The sequence below is a fragment of the Hydrogenophaga sp. genome (assembly GCF_030373245.1).
In the GTDB taxonomy this organism is placed as follows: Bacteria; Pseudomonadota; Gammaproteobacteria; order Burkholderiales; family Burkholderiaceae_C; genus Hydrogenophaga.
In genome coordinates, this window is sequence record NZ_JAUCZF010000001.1 from 94,421 (window position 1) to 109,341 (window position 14,921).

Genomic DNA, 14,921 nt, shown 5'->3' on the forward strand with positions numbered 1-14,921 from the left:
CACCAGGCCGCCCCGGCGCTCAAACCATCTGCTCGGGCATCACCACCTGCACACCCGGCCTCGCGGCGAGTGCGGCCTGCAGCAAGTGCTGAGCAATGCGCGCGGCCGGCACCACGCGGTAGCGGGACGGCAACAGCGGTCGCAACCATGTCGATACGGTGATACCGAACTGCTCGGCCGGGCGCGATTCGTTGCGCTCGCCGCCGATCAGCCCCGGGCGCACGAAGGTGAGCGAGGGGTAACCAAGCGCCAGCAGGTCGCGCTCCAGTTCACCCTTGGTGCGGGAGTAAAACACCCGCGACTGCACGTCGGCACCCAGCGCGGAGTTGAGCGCGTAGGCGCGCGCACCGTGAGCCAGCGCCAGCTGCCCGACGCGCAGCGGCAGGTCGTGATCCACCTGGTAGAAGGCCGGCTTGCTGCCGGCCTTGGCGATGGTGGTGCCCAGGGTGCAGATCACAGCGTCCACAGCCCACCATTCGGCCTCCTCTGGCAGGCGATGGAAGCTCACATCGGGATTGAGCAACTTGGGGTGGGTCGCCAAGGGGCGCCGAGTGGGCGCCACCAGCTGCGTCACCGCATCGTGGGTCAGGGCTTGGGCAAGCACGCGGCTGCCCACCAGCCCGGTGGCTCCCACCAGCATCACACGTGTCATGTTGCGTCCTCAGGCAAAGCCCGATTGTGGACGGCTTTGGGATCACGGCATGGCAATGCGGCGCTGCAGGCGCTGGTATTCGCTCAAGCGAGGACCACCCAGGGCCAGCGCGCGATCGATAGCCTCTGCCGCTGCTGCACGGTCGCCCTGCTCCAGCCGCACCTGGGCGAGGTTGTTCCAGGCGTCGGCGAAATCGGGGTGGGCCTGCACCGCCGCGACGTAAGCGGCTGCGGCAGCAGCCCGCTGGCCTTGTGCATACGCGCTGTTGCCCAGGCCGAGCAGGCTGATGCGGTGGTCGGGCCAGCGCGAGAGTGCGGTGCGCCAGCCGAGCCCGGCAGCAGCCGGGTCGACCCGTTCCAGGGGCGCGAGCGCCGCCGCCCAGCGGTCGGCCTCGGCCGTGGCCGGCAGCCGGTCGGGCGCGGTCACCCGCGCTGCCCAGCGGTCCGAGCGTGCCCAGGTGAGTTCAAAGGTCGACAGGGGCAGCACCAGCCGCGGCGTGGTGCCCGAGTGCAAGATGACGGTTTGCGCCGCGCGGTCGTAGCCGATCACCACCGCGTAGTGCCACTGCGGCACCATCGGCAGCGACAGGTTTTGCAGCACCAGCACCGGCGCACCTGAGGCCACCTCGTCGAGCAGCGCCGACAGCCGAGGTTCCAGCAGATACGGCACCAGTCCTTGGCGCCGCGTGGCGGCCAGCATCTCGATCTGCAAGCTGCCCTGCCGACCTGGCAGGTAGACCTGGGGCGTGAGCGCCTCAGGCGTGACGCTGCTGCCTGCCGCCTGGGCCACCATGGCCAGCGAGGTGGGGCCGCACAGCGTGTCGTCCTGCGGAAAAAAAGGCACCCGCTCCAGCAGCACGCGCTCGGGCCAGCGTGCCGACCAGCCCTGCTCGAACACCGCGACCGAGGGCGCAGTGGCGCAAGCCGTCAGCAGCAGCGCAGAAAGCAAAACCCCCGCCAGGGCGGGGGTGGTGCGCGGCGACCGTAGCGGTCGCGTCGTGGAGTCAGCGAATGGCACGGGTGAACGGGAAGACCTTGGTGAAACCCAGGATGTCGGTGATCAGCAGGATCACGAAGATGCTGAACAGCACCCCGACCACACCCGCGCCGGCCGGCGCCTGATCCACGCGTTGCGCCAGCTGGGCGACTTCGGCATCCGACATCGCCTGCACGCGGGCCACCGCGTCAGTGGTGCTCAGACCCTGCGCCTGCAACTCGGCGCGCACATCGTCGCGGCTCAGAAAGCTGGTCACGCGGTCGCGGTTGGCATCGGCCGCGTCTGCGGTCATGGCCTGCTCGGTGCTGACGATACCTGCCTGGGCCGTCAGCGGCAGGCCGGCCAGAGCGACGCAAGGAATGAGAACGGAGGCGACGAGGCGTTTGAGAAAAATGAGCATGACATGAATGGTTGGAAACGTTGAGACAAAGCGCCCAAACGTCGGACGGTCTTTCATCATCAGGAGTCGACTGGTCTGCGTCAACAAAGCTTACAACCTGAAACCCCACCGGGTGGTCTCAGTTCAGTTCAACTCGCGCCGCAGTTCCAGCAAGCGCTGCTCGATGGCATTGCGGTCGAGCGCATCGTCGGTCTGAGCCACATAGATCTCGAGATCGCTCACCGCCAGCCGGTTGTCGCCCATTTCGGCCCACGCCAGTCCGCGGTCGCGGTACTCGACCCACGCGTCGGGCAGCAGGATGAGCAGGCGGTCCTGCACCGCGATCAGGCGCAGCCAGTCTTCCTGGGTGCGGTGCACTTCCTTGAGGTTGCGCAGCATGCGCCCCAGGATTTCGCGCGGCCCTGCCGCCTGCAGGTACAACCCCACCGGCACGTCGAACTCGTCCACCAGGCCGTTGCGCCGCTTGTAGGGCTCCAGCCGTTCGGACAGGTCTTCACGACTCAGCGACTGGCCCGTGAACGGATCGATCACCACCTGGCCATTGGGCAGGTTGACCTTGACCATGAAATGCCCGGGGAAGTTGACGCCTCGGGCTTTCAGCCCCAGGCCCTGGGCCAGCTCCAGCCACAGCACGGCCAGCGTGATCGGGATCGCGCGCCGCGTCTTGAGCAGCACATTGACGTAGCTGTTGTCCGGATCATAGTAGTTGTTGACGTTGCCGCCAAAGCCCATGTCGCGAAAGAAGAACTGGTTGAGCACCCGCAGACGCTGCAGCGGATCGGTGGCTTCTGCGCTGCGCCGCTTTACGCGGGCGAGCAGCTGGTCCACATCGCCCAGCACCTGCTGCACGTCGAGCTCGGGGTATTCGTCCTGCGCAATGGACGCGGCGGCCTCCAGCAGCGGCAAGCTGTCGTCGTCCCCGACCAGGGCGGCGAAATAACCCAGCGGCGTGGCCGCTGAAAGATCGAACGCAAAAGACATGGGTCCAGACCGGGACGGCCCTCACTTACGCATGAACTGGCGCAACTTCACACCCGAGAGCATCAAAGCCGAGAAGTACACCACCACCGCGCCGATGATGCTCAGGGTGGTCAAGCCTACACGCTGAAGGCCATGGCCGTCAAAGGACAGCCAGTTCTGGGCCGATGCCACCCACATCAGGTACACCGCCAGCATGGCACTGGCCGCCACCACCTGCAAGCCGAAACGCGCCCAGCCAGGCGATGGCGTGTAGGCCCCTCTGCTCATGAGGCCAATCAGCAGCCAGGACGCATTGACCATCGCCCCGATGCCAATCGCCAACGCCAGGCCGGCGTGGGCCAGCAGCGGCACCAGCACCAAATTGAGACACTGGGTGAGCACCAGCACCACGATGGCGATCTTCACCGGGGTGCGGATGTCTTGCCGCGCATAAAAGCCCGGTGCCAGCACCTTGATCGCGATCAGGCCCACCAGGCCAGCGCCATAGCCCATGAGCGCCACCGACGTCTGCTGCACGTCGTGATCCGTGAAGCGGCCGTAGTGGTAAAGCACTGCTACCAGCGGTTTGGCAAAGGTCAGCAGCGCCACCGCACACGGCACGGCCAGCAGCACCACCAGCCGCAAGCCCCAGTCGAGCAGGCCGCTGTACCGGGCGGCGTCATTGGCGCCCTGGGCCGCTGCCAGCTGCGGCAGCAACACCACGCCCAGTGCCACGCCGAGCATGGCGGTGGGGAATTCCATGAGCCGATCGGCGTAGGTCAGCCAGCTCACGCTGCCGGTGACCAGGTGCGAGGCAATCTGGGTGTTGATCAGCAGCGAGATCTGCGCCACGCTCACGCCCAGCAGCGCCGGCAACATGAGCGTGGTCACGCGCCGGGTGCCCGGGTGGTTCCAGGCGCTGCGCAGCGACGACCAGCGCAGTCGGATGCGCGGCAGCAGGCCCAGCCGGTGCAAAACAGGGATCTGCACACCCAGCTGCAACAAACCGCCCAGCATCACGCCGCCAGCCATCGCATAGATCGGCTCGATACCCAGCTCGGCGAACCAGGGCGCTCCCCAGTAGGCAGCGGCAATCATGGCCAGGTTGAGCAGCACCGGCGTGGCCGCCGGCACGGCAAAGCGCTTCCAGGTGTTCAGGATGCCAGCAGAGAGTGCCACCATGGACATGAAGCCGATGTAGGGAAACATCCAGCGCGTCATGAACACCGCCGCGTCGAAACCCTCGGGGCTCTGTTTCAGGCCGCTGGCCATGACCCAGACCAGCACCGGCGCGGCGGCCACGCCGATCACGCAGGTGGCCGTCAAGGCCCAGGCCAGCACGGTGGCGATCTGGTCGATCAGTTCCCGGGTGGAGGCATCGCCGTCTTTCTCGCGCGTGGCGGCCAGCACCGGCACAAAAGCTTGACTGAACGCGCCCTCAGCGAACAAACGGCGCAGCAGATTCGGAATGCGGAAGGCGACGTTGAACGCATCGGTGAGCGCGCTGGCGCCAAACGTGGCGGCCATGAGCAGCTCGCGCACCAGCCCGGTGATGCGCGAAGCCAGCGTCAGCAGCGAGACCAGGGAGGCGGATTTGAACAGCGACACCGCCGGAGTTTAACCACCCCCTTGCGCTGCCTCTCGCGTCTTACCCCTCGCCCGCGGGAGGTGAGGCGCAGGTCGTGGCCCGAGCCAGCCGACTCCGCGCCCGCCCTGCACGCCCCTGCACCGCCAGCACTTGGATGGTAGAATCGCGGGCTTTGCTGGCATCATCCCCAAACACCAAAGGAAACACATCATGGCCACCAAGCCGAAGAAAAAGAACCCCCGACTTGCCTCGGGTCGCAAGCGCGCCCGTCAGGACGTCAAGCTCAACGCAGCCAACACCTCGCTGCGCTCCAAATACCGCACCGTGGTGAAGAACGTCGAAAAGGCCGTGCTGGCCGGCGACAAGGTCAAGGCCACCGAACTGTTTGCCAAGATGCAACAGGTTGTGGACATCGTGGCCGACAAGGGCATCTTCCACAAGAACAAGGCAGCGCGCGACAAGAGCCGCCTGTCCTCCAAAGTCAAGGCATTGGCCACCGCCTCCGCCTGACGCCCCACGGGCCTGACCACCGCGTCAAGCCCACAGCCCGGACCCACGTGGGTCTGCCGTTTGAAACGGGTGCGCTGCCAGCAAAAGCAAAAAAGCCGTCGCAAGACGGCTTTTCTGTTTCCGGATCGGGCTTCACTTCTTGCGGGCTGGTGCCTTGTCTTTCACGATGAAGGTGACCTTCATCACCACGCGGTACTCGGTAACCGATCCCTTGGTCACCACCACGCGCTGATCCTTGATCCAGGCACCAGTTACCTCGGTCACGCTGTCGTTAACCCGCTCAATGCCCTGCTTCATGGCATCGTCAAAGCTCTTCTTGCTGCCCGAGATGATTTCGATGATTTTGGCGACGGCCATGCGACGAACTCCTCTAAAGTGAATGAGTTCTTCTTATAGCACCTGCGCAGCCAGCGGCCAAACGAAAGCTCAGGCGGGTCGGTCCGGCAACAGGCAGCCTTCAACCACCTGCAACTGGTTATCGCGCGCAAAGTGCATGACGAAATCCCAGGCCATGGGCTCAGCCTCGCGCAGATCGGTATGCACCACCACGCACTTGATGCCGTTGATGGTGTTGGGCACGCACCAGGGCGAATAGCTCAGGTGACTGCCCGGACTGCTGGCGCCGCCAGGGCGAAACGGGCTCATCACGCCCGCCAGTCGCTCCGCCCAGTCGCTTGGGCGAAAGGTGCGGCCACTGGCGGTCACGCCCTGGATGAACACTTGTTTGGCTTGGGTGGGGGCCATCGATGGAGAGCCTCGGGATGGGGCGCAGAGTGGGTTGCTGGCCGAGGATCACTCGACAAGACCGTCTCAGGTATTCTATCTTATATAAGACCTGCGATCAGGGAAAACCCGCGCTCCACCACACCTCGCGTTGCAGCGGCTCGTTCATTTCCGGCTGCGGTCCGTGCAAGTCCCTGGGTCTCTGCATCGCTGTGATGTGCAGACAGCAAGGATCGGGCCGGCACCTGCCTCTAGAATCGCTTTTTGACGGCTCAACCGGCTCCTGGCCACGTTGAGCCGATTCGTTTTTCATGCCTGCACCGGAGTCCCCCATGAACGCTGCCCTGAATCCCGTGGCCTCGCCGCACGTCATGAACACCTACGGCCGCCTGCCGATCGCGCTCACGCACGGCCATGGATGCCGCGTGTGGGATACGAATGGCAAGGTGTATCTGGACGCGTTGGCCGGCATTGCGGTCAACACCCTGGGCCACGCGCACCCCAAGCTGGTGCCTGCCTTGCAGGACCAGGTGGCCAAGATGATCCACTGCTGCAACTACTACCACGTGCCCGACCAGGAACGTCTGGCGCAGATGCTGGTGGAGCGCTCGGGGCTGAGCAATGTGTTCTTCTGCAGCACCGGCCTGGAGGCGAACGAGGCGGCGCTGAAGCTGGCGCGCAAGTTTGGTCACGACAAGGGCATTGAGCGCCCAGAGATCGTGGTCTACGAAAAGGCCTTCCACGGCCGCAGCATCGCCACCCTCTCGGCCACCGGCAATCCCAAGATCCAGGCCGGGTTCGGCCCATTGGTCGAAGGCTTCATCCGCGTGCCGGCCAACGACCTGGCGGCGCTGAAGAAGGCCACGGCAGGCAACCCGAACGTGGTCGCGGTGTTTTTCGAGGCCATCCAGGGCGAAGGCGGCGTGAATCCCATGACGGTGGACTACATGCAAGGCCTGCGCGCGCTGTGCGACGCCAACGACTGGCTGATGATGATCGACGAGGTGCAGTGCGGCATGGGCCGCACCGGCAAATGGTTTGCCCATCAGTGGGCCGGCATCCTGCCCGACGTGATGCCCCTGGCCAAAGGCCTGGGATCGGGCGTGCCGATCGGCGCGGTCGTGGCTGGCCCCAAGGCCGCGAACATTTTTGCACCCGGCAACCACGGCACCACCTTCGGTGGCAACCCGCTGGCCATGCGAGCGGGTGTGGAAACCATCCGCATCATCGAAGAAGACGGCCTGCTGGCCAACGCAGAGCGGGTGGGCACGCGACTGAAAACCCGGTTCGCAACCGCTTTGATGGAGCACCCCGGCGTGCGCGATGTCCGTGGCCACGGCCTGATGCTGGGCATCGAGCTGGCCAAACCCTGCGGCGTGCTGACGCAGCGCGCAGCCGACGCTGGCCTGCTGATCTCGGTCACGGCCGACAGCGTGATCCGGATCGTGCCGCCGCTGATCATGACCGAGGCCGAAGCCGACCAGGTCGCTGACATCCTGCTGCCGCTCATCACCACCTTCCTGGCCGAGTAGTGCCCACCTCGCGCCGCTTCGCGTCACCCCCTCAATGGGGCGCCAGCAGCGGCCTGGCAAAGCGAGTTCCGCGCTGGCCTCGCCTGCCGCGCTGCTCACCGCCCCATTGAAAACCTGATGACCCCATGACCATCCCGCACTACCTGCAGTTCAAAGACCTCAGCGCTGACGAGTATGGCTACCTGTTCCAGCGCGCCACCTTCATCAAGCAGAAGTTCAAGGCCTTCGAAAAACACCAGCCGTTCGCTGACCCCGACCGCACGCTGGCGCTGATCTTCGAAAAAGCCAGCACCCGCACCCGCGTGAGTTTCGAAGCGGGCATGTACCAGCTCGGCGGCTCGGTGGTTCACCTGACCACCGGCGACAGCCAGCTCGGCCGCGCAGAACCGATCGAAGACAGCGCCAAGGTCATCAGTCGCATGGTCGATCTGGTGATGATCCGCACCTACGAGCAGAGCAAGCTGGAGCGCTTTGCCGAGCACTCGCGCGTGCCGGTGATCAACGGGCTGACCAACGAATTTCATCCCTGCCAGATCCTCACCGACCTGTTCACTCTGGCCGAACACCGTCCGGCCGCCAGCGGCCTGCCACTGGATGCGATACGCGGCAAGGTGGTGGCCTGGGTGGGCGACGGCAACAACATGGCCAACACCTGGCTGCAGGCGGCCGAGCTGCTGGGCTTCACGGTGCACGTGAGCACGCCCAGCGGCTACGAAGTTGACCCAGTGCTCGCCGGCATCAGCAACCGCAATTGCTACAAGGTCTTCAAGGACCCGCGCGAGGCCTGCGCCGGCGCCGATCTGGTCACCACCGACGTCTGGACCAGCATGGGCTTTGAGGCGGAGAACGAAGTGCGCCGCACCGCGTTTGCGCAGTGGTGCGTGGACGAATCCATGATGGCCGCGGCCAGACCCGATGCCCTCTTCATGCACTGCCTGCCCGCCCACCGCGGTGAAGAGGTGATGGCCGAGGTGATCGATGGACCACAAAGCGTGGTCTGGGACGAAGCTGAAAACCGCATGCACGCGCAAAAGGCGCTGATGGAGTACCTGCTGCTGGGCAAGCTGGCTTGATCACTCCCGCTGTTTTGGTACGGCCCATTGCCCTGGGTGACCATGGGCAATGGCGCTATCTCTGGGATGGGTACAACGCCTTCTACGGACGTGAAGGGCCAACGGCACTGGATGAAGCCATCACGCGCCAGACCTGGGACCGGTTCTTCATTGCGTCCGATCCAGTCAAGGCGTTTGTGGCGATGATGAATGAGCAAGTTGTCGGGTTGGTGCACACCGTCTACCACCCCAGCACCACCCGTTTGCATGACGTCTGTTACCTGCAAGACCTGTTCGCGTCGGCCTCGGTAAGAGGTCAAGGCATTGGACGTGCGTTGATCGAAAGGGTGTACGCCGAAGCGCGATCCGCAGGCTGTTCACGGGTGTATTGGACGACCTTCGAAAACAACCAGACTGCTCGCCGTCTGTACGACCGAATGACCCACTACAACGGCGCCATCATGTACTCGAAAGAGCTGTGAATGGCGTTTTCCTAAGAGGTCACCGCAAGGACATCCCATGGAACTGATGAACCGACTGCTGCCCGAATGGCAGTTCGCCGAGCGGCATGAACTGATGCCGAATGGCGTCTCCCCGGCACAGGCCTATGCCAGCATCGTGCCCAGCCTGAGCGCAGAGGACCCATTGATCGCCAAGGCAATTGCCTTGCGCGAGCTGCCCGGTCGGCTGCTGCGCGGGCTTGGCCTTTCGCACAACACACTGCCACCCCAAGCGTTCGGTTTTCACAGCTTCACCTGCCTCGGTCAGACGCCCGGTCGGGAGGTGGTTTTCGGTCTGGTCGGCCAGTTCTGGCAACTGGACTACGGCCTGCGCCCGGTGGCCGATGCCGTCGCATTCACGGCGATGACCGACCAGCCCCGGCTGCTGCTGAACGTCTGCGTCGAGCCGGTGGGTGATCACGGCTGCCGTCTGGTCACCCACACCCGCGTGCACTGCCCCACAGACGAACAGCGCCGCCGCTTCGCACCTTACTGGTATGCCATCCGCCCGGTGAGCGGCCTCATTCGCCAGCGCCTGTTGCAACGCATTGCCCGAGTGGCGCGCAGCACCAGCGCATGAGCCACTGCACCTCCTGCGGTGCCTGCTGCGCCAGCTTTCGTGTGGACTTCTCGGTGCTGGAGGCCCAGGCGCAAGGCGGCACCGTGCCCGACGGCCTGTGGGTTCCAGTCACGGACCACACAGCCAGGATGCGCGGCACCGACCACGCCAGCCCGCGCTGCGCTGCGCTGTGCGGAAAGATAGGCGAAAAAGCCACCTGCGGCATCTACGAATGGCGCCCCAACCCCTGCCGCGAGTTCGAAGAGGGCAGCGACGCCTGCGCCCAGGCGCGCCGCCGCCACGCGCTGGCGCCGCTGGGCGCATCCTTCGGCGACTGACGCGAACACCCCCATGCAAGCCTTGCTCGACACGATCGCCAACGCGCACATGCCCGCCGACGCGCAGCGGCTGTTCCACGGCCGTGGCGGCCTGTTTCCAGGCTGTGAAGCGTGGACGCTGGACGCATTCCCACCGGTGTGGCTGGTCACTCGGTTCGGAGAAGTCACGTCGGCCGAAACGACCGCGCTGACCGAGGCGCTGCTGAGGCGGCAAGCGCAGACCGCCCCCGACCAGCCGCTCAACGCCGTGCTGCAGACGCGGCACGAGGGCCGCAGCGACGCCACGGTGCTGGCCGGCAGCGTGCCCGAGTCGCATGTGGTCACGGAAGACGGCGCGAGGCACCGCATCAACCTGCAGCGCGGCCAGAACCACGGCCTGTTCCTGGACATGGCCGAAGGCCGGCGCTGGGTGCGCGCGCACGCGCAGGGCCACAAGGTGCTCAACCTGTTCGCCTACACCTGCGCCTTCTCGGTGGCGGCACTGCAAGGTGGCGCCAAGGAAGTGGTGAACCTCGACATGTCCCAGGGCGCGCTCACCACCGGACAGCAGAATCACCAGCTCAACGGCATCACCAGCGGTGCCAAGTTCCTCGCGCACGACCTGTTCAGTTCCTGGGGCAAGGTCACACGCATGGGGCCCTACGGCCTGGTGATCGCCGATCCGCCGAGTCACCAGAAAGGCAGCTTCGTGGCGAACAAGGACTGGCCGCGCCTGGTGCGCCGCCTGCCCGAGCTGCTGCGCCCTGGCGGACACGCCCTGCTCTGCCTGAACGCACCGGAAATCCCCGAACAGTTCCTGCGCGACGTGCTCGCCGCTGAGGCGCCTTCACTGTCCGTTCAACAGCGCCTTCCCAATCCGCCGGCGTTTGCCGATGTGTCCCGCGACCGGGCGCTCAAGGTGCTGGTGGTGCGCCTGCCGCCGTTGCCTTGACGGCCATTTGATTTGGGTCTGAAGTCATTTTTCTGATCGTTGGAAATTACCGACACCACGGTTTTTTCGCCGGTGCTACCTTCACCGGACCATGAAAAAGCTCTGGGACATTTCTCCACCCGTCCACGCAGCGTCGCCTGTGTTCCCGGGTGACACCGCCTACAACCAACAGTGGGTGGCCAGCATCTCCCCAGGCTGCCCGGTGAACGTCAGCGCCATCACGCTGAGCCCACACGTGGGCGCGCATGCGGATGCACCGCTGCACTACGAACCCGAAGGCGCGGCCATCGGAGCCGTGGACCTTCAAGCCTTCATCGGCCCCTGCCGCGTGATCCATGCCATCGACTGCGGGCCGCTGGTGCAGCCCGAGCACCTGGCGCATGCCATGAAACACTTGCCCGCTCGCGTGCTGGTGCGCGTTTACAAGCACATGCCGCAAGACCGCTTCGACAACACCCTGCCCGCCTTCGCGCCCGAAGCGGTGGAGCGCCTCGCCGACCTGGGCGTGGTGCTGATCGGCATCGACAGCGCCAGCATCGACCCTGCCGAGAGCAAGTCGCTGGAGAGCCACCAGGTGATTCGCCGGCGTGGGCTGCGAGTGCTGGAAAACCTGCTGCTCGACGACGTGCCCGAAGGCGACTACGAGCTCATTGCCCTGCCCTTGAAACTGACCACTGCCGACGCTTCGCCGGTGCGTGCCATCCTCCGTTCGCTCACATGACCACACTGCAAGACTGCCGCGCGCTCGACGCGCAAGACCCTTTGCGCTCGCTGCGCGATCTGTTTGCTTTGCCCCCTGGCGTGATCTACCTCGACGGCAACTCGCTGGGTGTGATGCCCCGCACCGCGCCAGCGCGCGTGGCCGATATGGTCACGCGCGAGTGGGGCACCGACCTGATCCAGAGCTGGAACAAGAACCACTGGTTCGAGCTGCCGCAAAAGGTTGGCGACAAGATCGCGCGCCTGATCGGCGCGGGCCCTGGCGAGGTGGTGGCGGCCGACACCACGTCGATCAACCTGTACAAGGTGCTGTCGGCGGCGCTGAATATCGCGGCGCAGGACGCGCCTACGCGTCGGCAGATCGTGAGCGAACGCAGCAATTTCCCGACCGACCTCTACATCGCCGAGGCGCTGTGCAGAGAACGCGGTTTCGAGCTGGTGCTGGTGGAGCCCGAGGGCATCGCACAAGCCCTGACAGCACAGGTGGCGGTGCTCATGCTGACCCACGTGAACTACCGAACCGGCGCCATGCACGACATGGCGGCCATCACCGCCGCCGCCCACGCCGAAGGCGCGCTGGTGGTGTGGGACCTGGCGCACAGCGCCGGCGCAGTGCCGGTGGACCTGTCCGCCGCGCGCGCCGACTTTGCGGTCGGCTGCGGCTACAAATACCTCAATGGCGGCCCGGGCGCACCGGCCTTCGTCTGGGTCAACCCCCTTCACACCGACCGCTGCTGGCAGCCCTTGGCCGGCTGGTGGGGCCACGCCGCGCCGTTTGCTTTCACGCCCGACTACCAGCCCGCGCCAGGCATCACGCGCTACCAGTGCGGCACGCAGCCCATGATCAGCCTGGCCGCGCTGGAATGCGGTGTGGACACCGCCCTGGCTGCCGAACCGCTGGGCGGCATGGCAGCACTGCGCGCCAAATCGCTGGCGCTGACCGACCTGTTCATCCAACTGGTTGAAGAACGCTGCGCCGGCCACAGCCTGGGGCTGGCCACGCCGCGCGAGCACGCACAGCGCGGCTCTCAAGTGTGTTTGACCAGAGAAGAAGGCGCCTATGCCATCGTGCAGGCGCTGATCGCGCGTGGCGTGATTGGCGACTTCCGCGCCGGCGATCCTTCGACGGGCTCAGGACGAACCGGATACCAGGACATCCTGCGTTTCGGCTTCACGCCGCTCTACATCGGTTTTCTCGATGTGTGGAACGCGGTCGAGCACCTGAAGCAGGTGCTTGAATCCAGCGAGTGGCAGCGCCCCGAGTTCAGCCGCAAGCATGCTGTGACCTGAGAGAAGTCGCCATGACCTGCCCCTACCACGACCAGCCCGCCACCTCGGCCACCGAAGCCATCGTGCGCGACGAGAAGGCGCAGCTCGATTTCAGCCGCGACATGAGCTACGGCGACTACCTGCACCTTGACGCCATCCTCGACGCGCAGCATCCGCTGTCGCCCGCACACGACGAGATGCTGTTCATCGTGCAGCACCAGACCAGTGAACTCTGGATGAAGCTCATGCTGCACGAGCTCACGGCCGCTGTGCACAACGTCGCCAGCGACGAACTGCCCGCGGCCTTCAAGCAGCTCGCCCGCGTGTCCAAGATCATGGAGCAGCTGGTGCACGCCTGGGACGTACTGGCCACCATGACGCCGCCCGAGTACACCGCGATCCGGCCCTACCTCGCCAACTCCAGTGGCTTCCAGAGCTTTCAATACCGCTGCATCGAATTCGCGCTGGGCAACAAGAACGCCACCATGCTCCAGCCGCACGCCCACCACCCGACGCGGCTGGCCAAAGTGCAAGCCGCCTTCGAGGCGCCTTCCCTGTACGACGAGGCCCTGCGCCTGCTGGCGCGGCGCGGCCTGGCCGTACCCGCCAGCCATGTGGAACGCGACTGGACCCAGGCCTACGGCGCCAGCCCGGCGGTCGAGCAAGCGTGGCTGCAGGTCTACAGCAGCCCGGAACAACACTGGGACCTGTACCAGCTGGGCGAAGAGCTCACCGACCTGGAAGACGCCTTTCGGCTCTGGCGCTTTCGCCATGTGACCACGGTGGAACGCGTGATCGGCTTCAAGCGCGGCACCGGTGGCACCGGCGGCGTGAGCTACCTGCGCAAAATGCTGGACGTGGTGCTGTTCCCGGAAATCTGGAGCGTCAGGACTTTGTTGTAACCACCGCGCGGCTGCACTTGGCGCACCCCTGGGCCGCACCTGCGTTGCGTCACCCCCTCAAAGGGGGCGATGCAAGTGGCCCGGCAAAGCCGGTTCCACCGCATCCCAGCAGAAGACTCTGCTGGCCTGAAGGGAAGTTGTTCCAGGGCACCGCGGTACCGGCTTCGCCGGGCCGCCAGTGCCGCCACCCCCGACGGGAGACGGCGCATCCGGAGCGGGGGGTTACCTTGCCTGAATGCCGTTCTTCACAATCACGTCCGACATCGCCGCGGTGTCGGTGCGGATGCGGTTGGCCAGGCCTTCGGGTGAGGTGCCGGTGACCTGCCAGCCTTGCGCCAGGATTTTTTCGCGCACTTCGGGGCGACGCACGATCTCCACCAGCAGCGCAGACAAGCGTTTCACGTGAACCTTGGGTAGGCTGTTGGGCGCGGCCACGGCGTTCCAGATTTCGAGCTGCAGGTTGGGTACGCCGGACTCGGTCAGGGTCGGCACTTCAGGCACCACGCTGCTGCGCCCGGCCGATGTCACACCGATCGCGCGCAGCTTGCCGCCACGCACCTGGGCCATGGCCAGACCAGGCGGCAGCAAGGCCATCTGCACCTGCTCGCTGATCATGGCGGTGATCACCTGCGGGTTGCCGGGGTAAGGCACGTGCACCGGCGCGATGCCGGCGCGCGACTTGATGAGCTCCATGCCCAGGTGAGCGACGGTACCTACCCCAGGCGTGCCGTAGTTCCAGCGGTCGCCGCCCTGGCGGGCCGCCGCAAAGAACGCCGCACCATCGGCCGGCGCGCTCGGCGGCGCGGTCAGCACCAGCGGCGCCACTGCGATCAGCGACACCGGCGTGAGATCGGTCAGCGGGTCGTAGGGCGTGGCGGGGTTGAGGATCTTGGCGATGGTGAGGTTGCCGTTGATCATCAGGCCCAGGGTGTGGTCGTCGGTGGCGCGTGCCACCGCCGCGGCGGCGATGTTGCCGCCGGCACCGGCGCGGTTTTCCACCACCACAGGTTGCCCCAGCGCCTGCGCCAGCGGTTCCGCCAGCGTGCGCGCCATCAGGTCGGGCGAGGAGCCGGCAGGGAATCCCACCACGAGCTTGATCGGCTGGCTCGGCCAGGCGGGCTGCGCGAACACGGATGAGGTGGCACACGCCAGCGCGATGGTGGCGGTGATGGTGAAGCGGCGGCGAAGCTGGAACATGGGAAGGTCCTTGGACTGCAGCAAAAAAAGAGATGCAGATTATCGGCAGCAGGGCAGGCGCAGGTCCAGCGCGCACCATGGAACGGGCTTTG

Annotated in this window: 18 protein-coding genes; 10 read left to right on the top strand and 8 right to left on the bottom strand. The window is 65.7% G+C overall.

What is annotated here, in order from left to right:
* Nucleotides 1-19: 19 nt before the first annotated feature.
* From QUV25_RS00490 to murJ, 5 genes are all read right to left on the bottom strand, one after another.
* Nucleotides 20-652: an NAD-dependent dehydratase gene (locus QUV25_RS00490; RefSeq protein WP_300860581.1), complete on the bottom strand. Its 633-nt coding sequence runs from the start codon at nucleotides 650-652 to the stop codon at nucleotides 20-22.
* Nucleotides 653-694: 42 nt separating this feature from the next.
* A complete protein-coding gene (locus QUV25_RS00495) occupies nucleotides 695-1,600 on the bottom strand; it encodes a PA2778 family cysteine peptidase (RefSeq protein WP_300860582.1) in 906 nt (301 codons plus the stop codon).
* Nucleotides 1,601-1,655: 55 nt separating this feature from the next.
* Nucleotides 1,656-2,048 (bottom strand): PA2779 family protein, encoded by a 393-nt coding sequence (locus tag QUV25_RS00500; RefSeq protein WP_300860584.1) that lies wholly within the window; start codon nucleotides 2,046-2,048, stop codon nucleotides 1,656-1,658.
* Between the two features lie 123 nt (nucleotides 2,049-2,171).
* Entirely contained in the window at nucleotides 2,172-3,029 is an 858-nt protein-coding gene (locus QUV25_RS00505) for a tetratricopeptide repeat protein (RefSeq protein WP_300860585.1), read from the bottom strand.
* Between the two features lie 21 nt (nucleotides 3,030-3,050).
* The gene (gene murJ / locus QUV25_RS00510) at nucleotides 3,051-4,616 is read right to left on the bottom strand and encodes a murein biosynthesis integral membrane protein MurJ (protein WP_300860586.1); all 1,566 of its coding nucleotides are present in this window, start codon (nucleotides 4,614-4,616) and stop codon (nucleotides 3,051-3,053) included.
* Between the two features lie 190 nt (nucleotides 4,617-4,806).
* Between murJ and rpsT the strand changes: the two genes are divergently transcribed.
* Nucleotides 4,807-5,106 (top strand): 30S ribosomal protein S20, encoded by a 300-nt coding sequence (gene rpsT, locus QUV25_RS00515; RefSeq protein WP_300860587.1) that lies wholly within the window; start codon nucleotides 4,807-4,809, stop codon nucleotides 5,104-5,106.
* 132 nt (nucleotides 5,107-5,238) lie between these two features.
* Here rpsT and QUV25_RS00520 read toward each other — a convergent pair whose 3' ends face one another.
* Together QUV25_RS00520 and QUV25_RS00525 are read right to left on the bottom strand one after the other, a co-directional pair.
* Complete coding sequence (locus tag QUV25_RS00520; RefSeq protein WP_300860588.1) at nucleotides 5,239-5,463, bottom strand: dodecin family protein; 225 nt, start codon at nucleotides 5,461-5,463, stop codon at nucleotides 5,239-5,241.
* A gap of 69 nt (nucleotides 5,464-5,532) precedes the next feature.
* Nucleotides 5,533-5,850 carry a DUF3579 domain-containing protein gene (locus QUV25_RS00525; RefSeq protein WP_300860589.1) on the bottom strand — a complete coding sequence of 106 codons (318 nt, stop codon included), beginning with the start codon at nucleotides 5,848-5,850 and terminating at the stop codon, nucleotides 5,533-5,535.
* Between the two features lie 311 nt (nucleotides 5,851-6,161).
* Here QUV25_RS00525 and QUV25_RS00530 point away from each other — a divergent pair, with 311 nt between their 5' ends.
* The 9 genes from QUV25_RS00530 to kynA all read left to right on the top strand — a co-directional run bounded on the left by QUV25_RS00530 (nucleotide 6,162) and on the right by kynA (nucleotide 13,632).
* The gene (locus QUV25_RS00530; RefSeq protein WP_300860590.1) at nucleotides 6,162-7,361 is read left to right on the top strand and encodes an aspartate aminotransferase family protein; all 1,200 of its coding nucleotides are present in this window, start codon (nucleotides 6,162-6,164) and stop codon (nucleotides 7,359-7,361) included.
* A gap of 125 nt (nucleotides 7,362-7,486) precedes the next feature.
* Nucleotides 7,487-8,434, top strand: coding sequence for an ornithine carbamoyltransferase (gene argF / locus QUV25_RS00535; protein ID WP_300860592.1), 948 nt, complete (start codon nucleotides 7,487-7,489; stop codon nucleotides 8,432-8,434).
* Nucleotides 8,431-8,895, top strand: a complete 465-nt coding sequence (locus QUV25_RS00540; protein WP_366945618.1) for a GNAT family N-acetyltransferase — start codon at nucleotides 8,431-8,433, stop codon at nucleotides 8,893-8,895. Before argF ends, QUV25_RS00540 begins: the two co-directional genes overlap by 4 nt.
* A 37-nt stretch (nucleotides 8,896-8,932) precedes the next feature.
* Nucleotides 8,933-9,493 carry a hypothetical protein gene (locus tag QUV25_RS00545; protein WP_300860593.1) on the top strand — a complete coding sequence of 187 codons (561 nt, stop codon included), beginning with the start codon at nucleotides 8,933-8,935 and terminating at the stop codon, nucleotides 9,491-9,493.
* Nucleotides 9,490-9,810 carry a YkgJ family cysteine cluster protein gene (locus tag QUV25_RS00550; RefSeq protein ID WP_300860594.1) on the top strand — a complete coding sequence of 107 codons (321 nt, stop codon included), beginning with the start codon at nucleotides 9,490-9,492 and terminating at the stop codon, nucleotides 9,808-9,810. The genes QUV25_RS00545 and QUV25_RS00550 overlap by 4 nt, the downstream gene beginning before the upstream one ends.
* 13 nt (nucleotides 9,811-9,823) lie before the next feature.
* Nucleotides 9,824-10,741, top strand: a complete 918-nt coding sequence (locus QUV25_RS00555) for a class I SAM-dependent methyltransferase (RefSeq protein ID WP_300860595.1) — start codon at nucleotides 9,824-9,826, stop codon at nucleotides 10,739-10,741.
* A gap of 91 nt (nucleotides 10,742-10,832) precedes the next feature.
* Nucleotides 10,833-11,462: an arylformamidase gene (gene kynB / locus QUV25_RS00560; RefSeq protein WP_300860596.1), complete on the top strand. Its 630-nt coding sequence runs from the start codon at nucleotides 10,833-10,835 to the stop codon at nucleotides 11,460-11,462.
* Nucleotides 11,459-12,751 (top strand): kynureninase, encoded by a 1,293-nt coding sequence (gene kynU / locus QUV25_RS00565; RefSeq protein WP_300860597.1) that lies wholly within the window; start codon nucleotides 11,459-11,461, stop codon nucleotides 12,749-12,751. Before kynB ends, kynU begins: the two co-directional genes overlap by 4 nt.
* Before the next feature lie 11 nt (nucleotides 12,752-12,762).
* Nucleotides 12,763-13,632, top strand: coding sequence for a tryptophan 2,3-dioxygenase (gene kynA / locus QUV25_RS00570; RefSeq protein ID WP_300860598.1), 870 nt, complete (start codon nucleotides 12,763-12,765; stop codon nucleotides 13,630-13,632).
* Nucleotides 13,633-13,854: 222 nt separating this feature from the next.
* Here the strand turns inward: kynA and QUV25_RS00575 are convergent, their stop codons facing one another.
* The gene (locus QUV25_RS00575) at nucleotides 13,855-14,829 is read right to left on the bottom strand and encodes a tripartite tricarboxylate transporter substrate-binding protein (RefSeq protein WP_300860599.1); all 975 of its coding nucleotides are present in this window, start codon (nucleotides 14,827-14,829) and stop codon (nucleotides 13,855-13,857) included.
* Nucleotides 14,830-14,921: the final 92 nt, after the last annotated feature.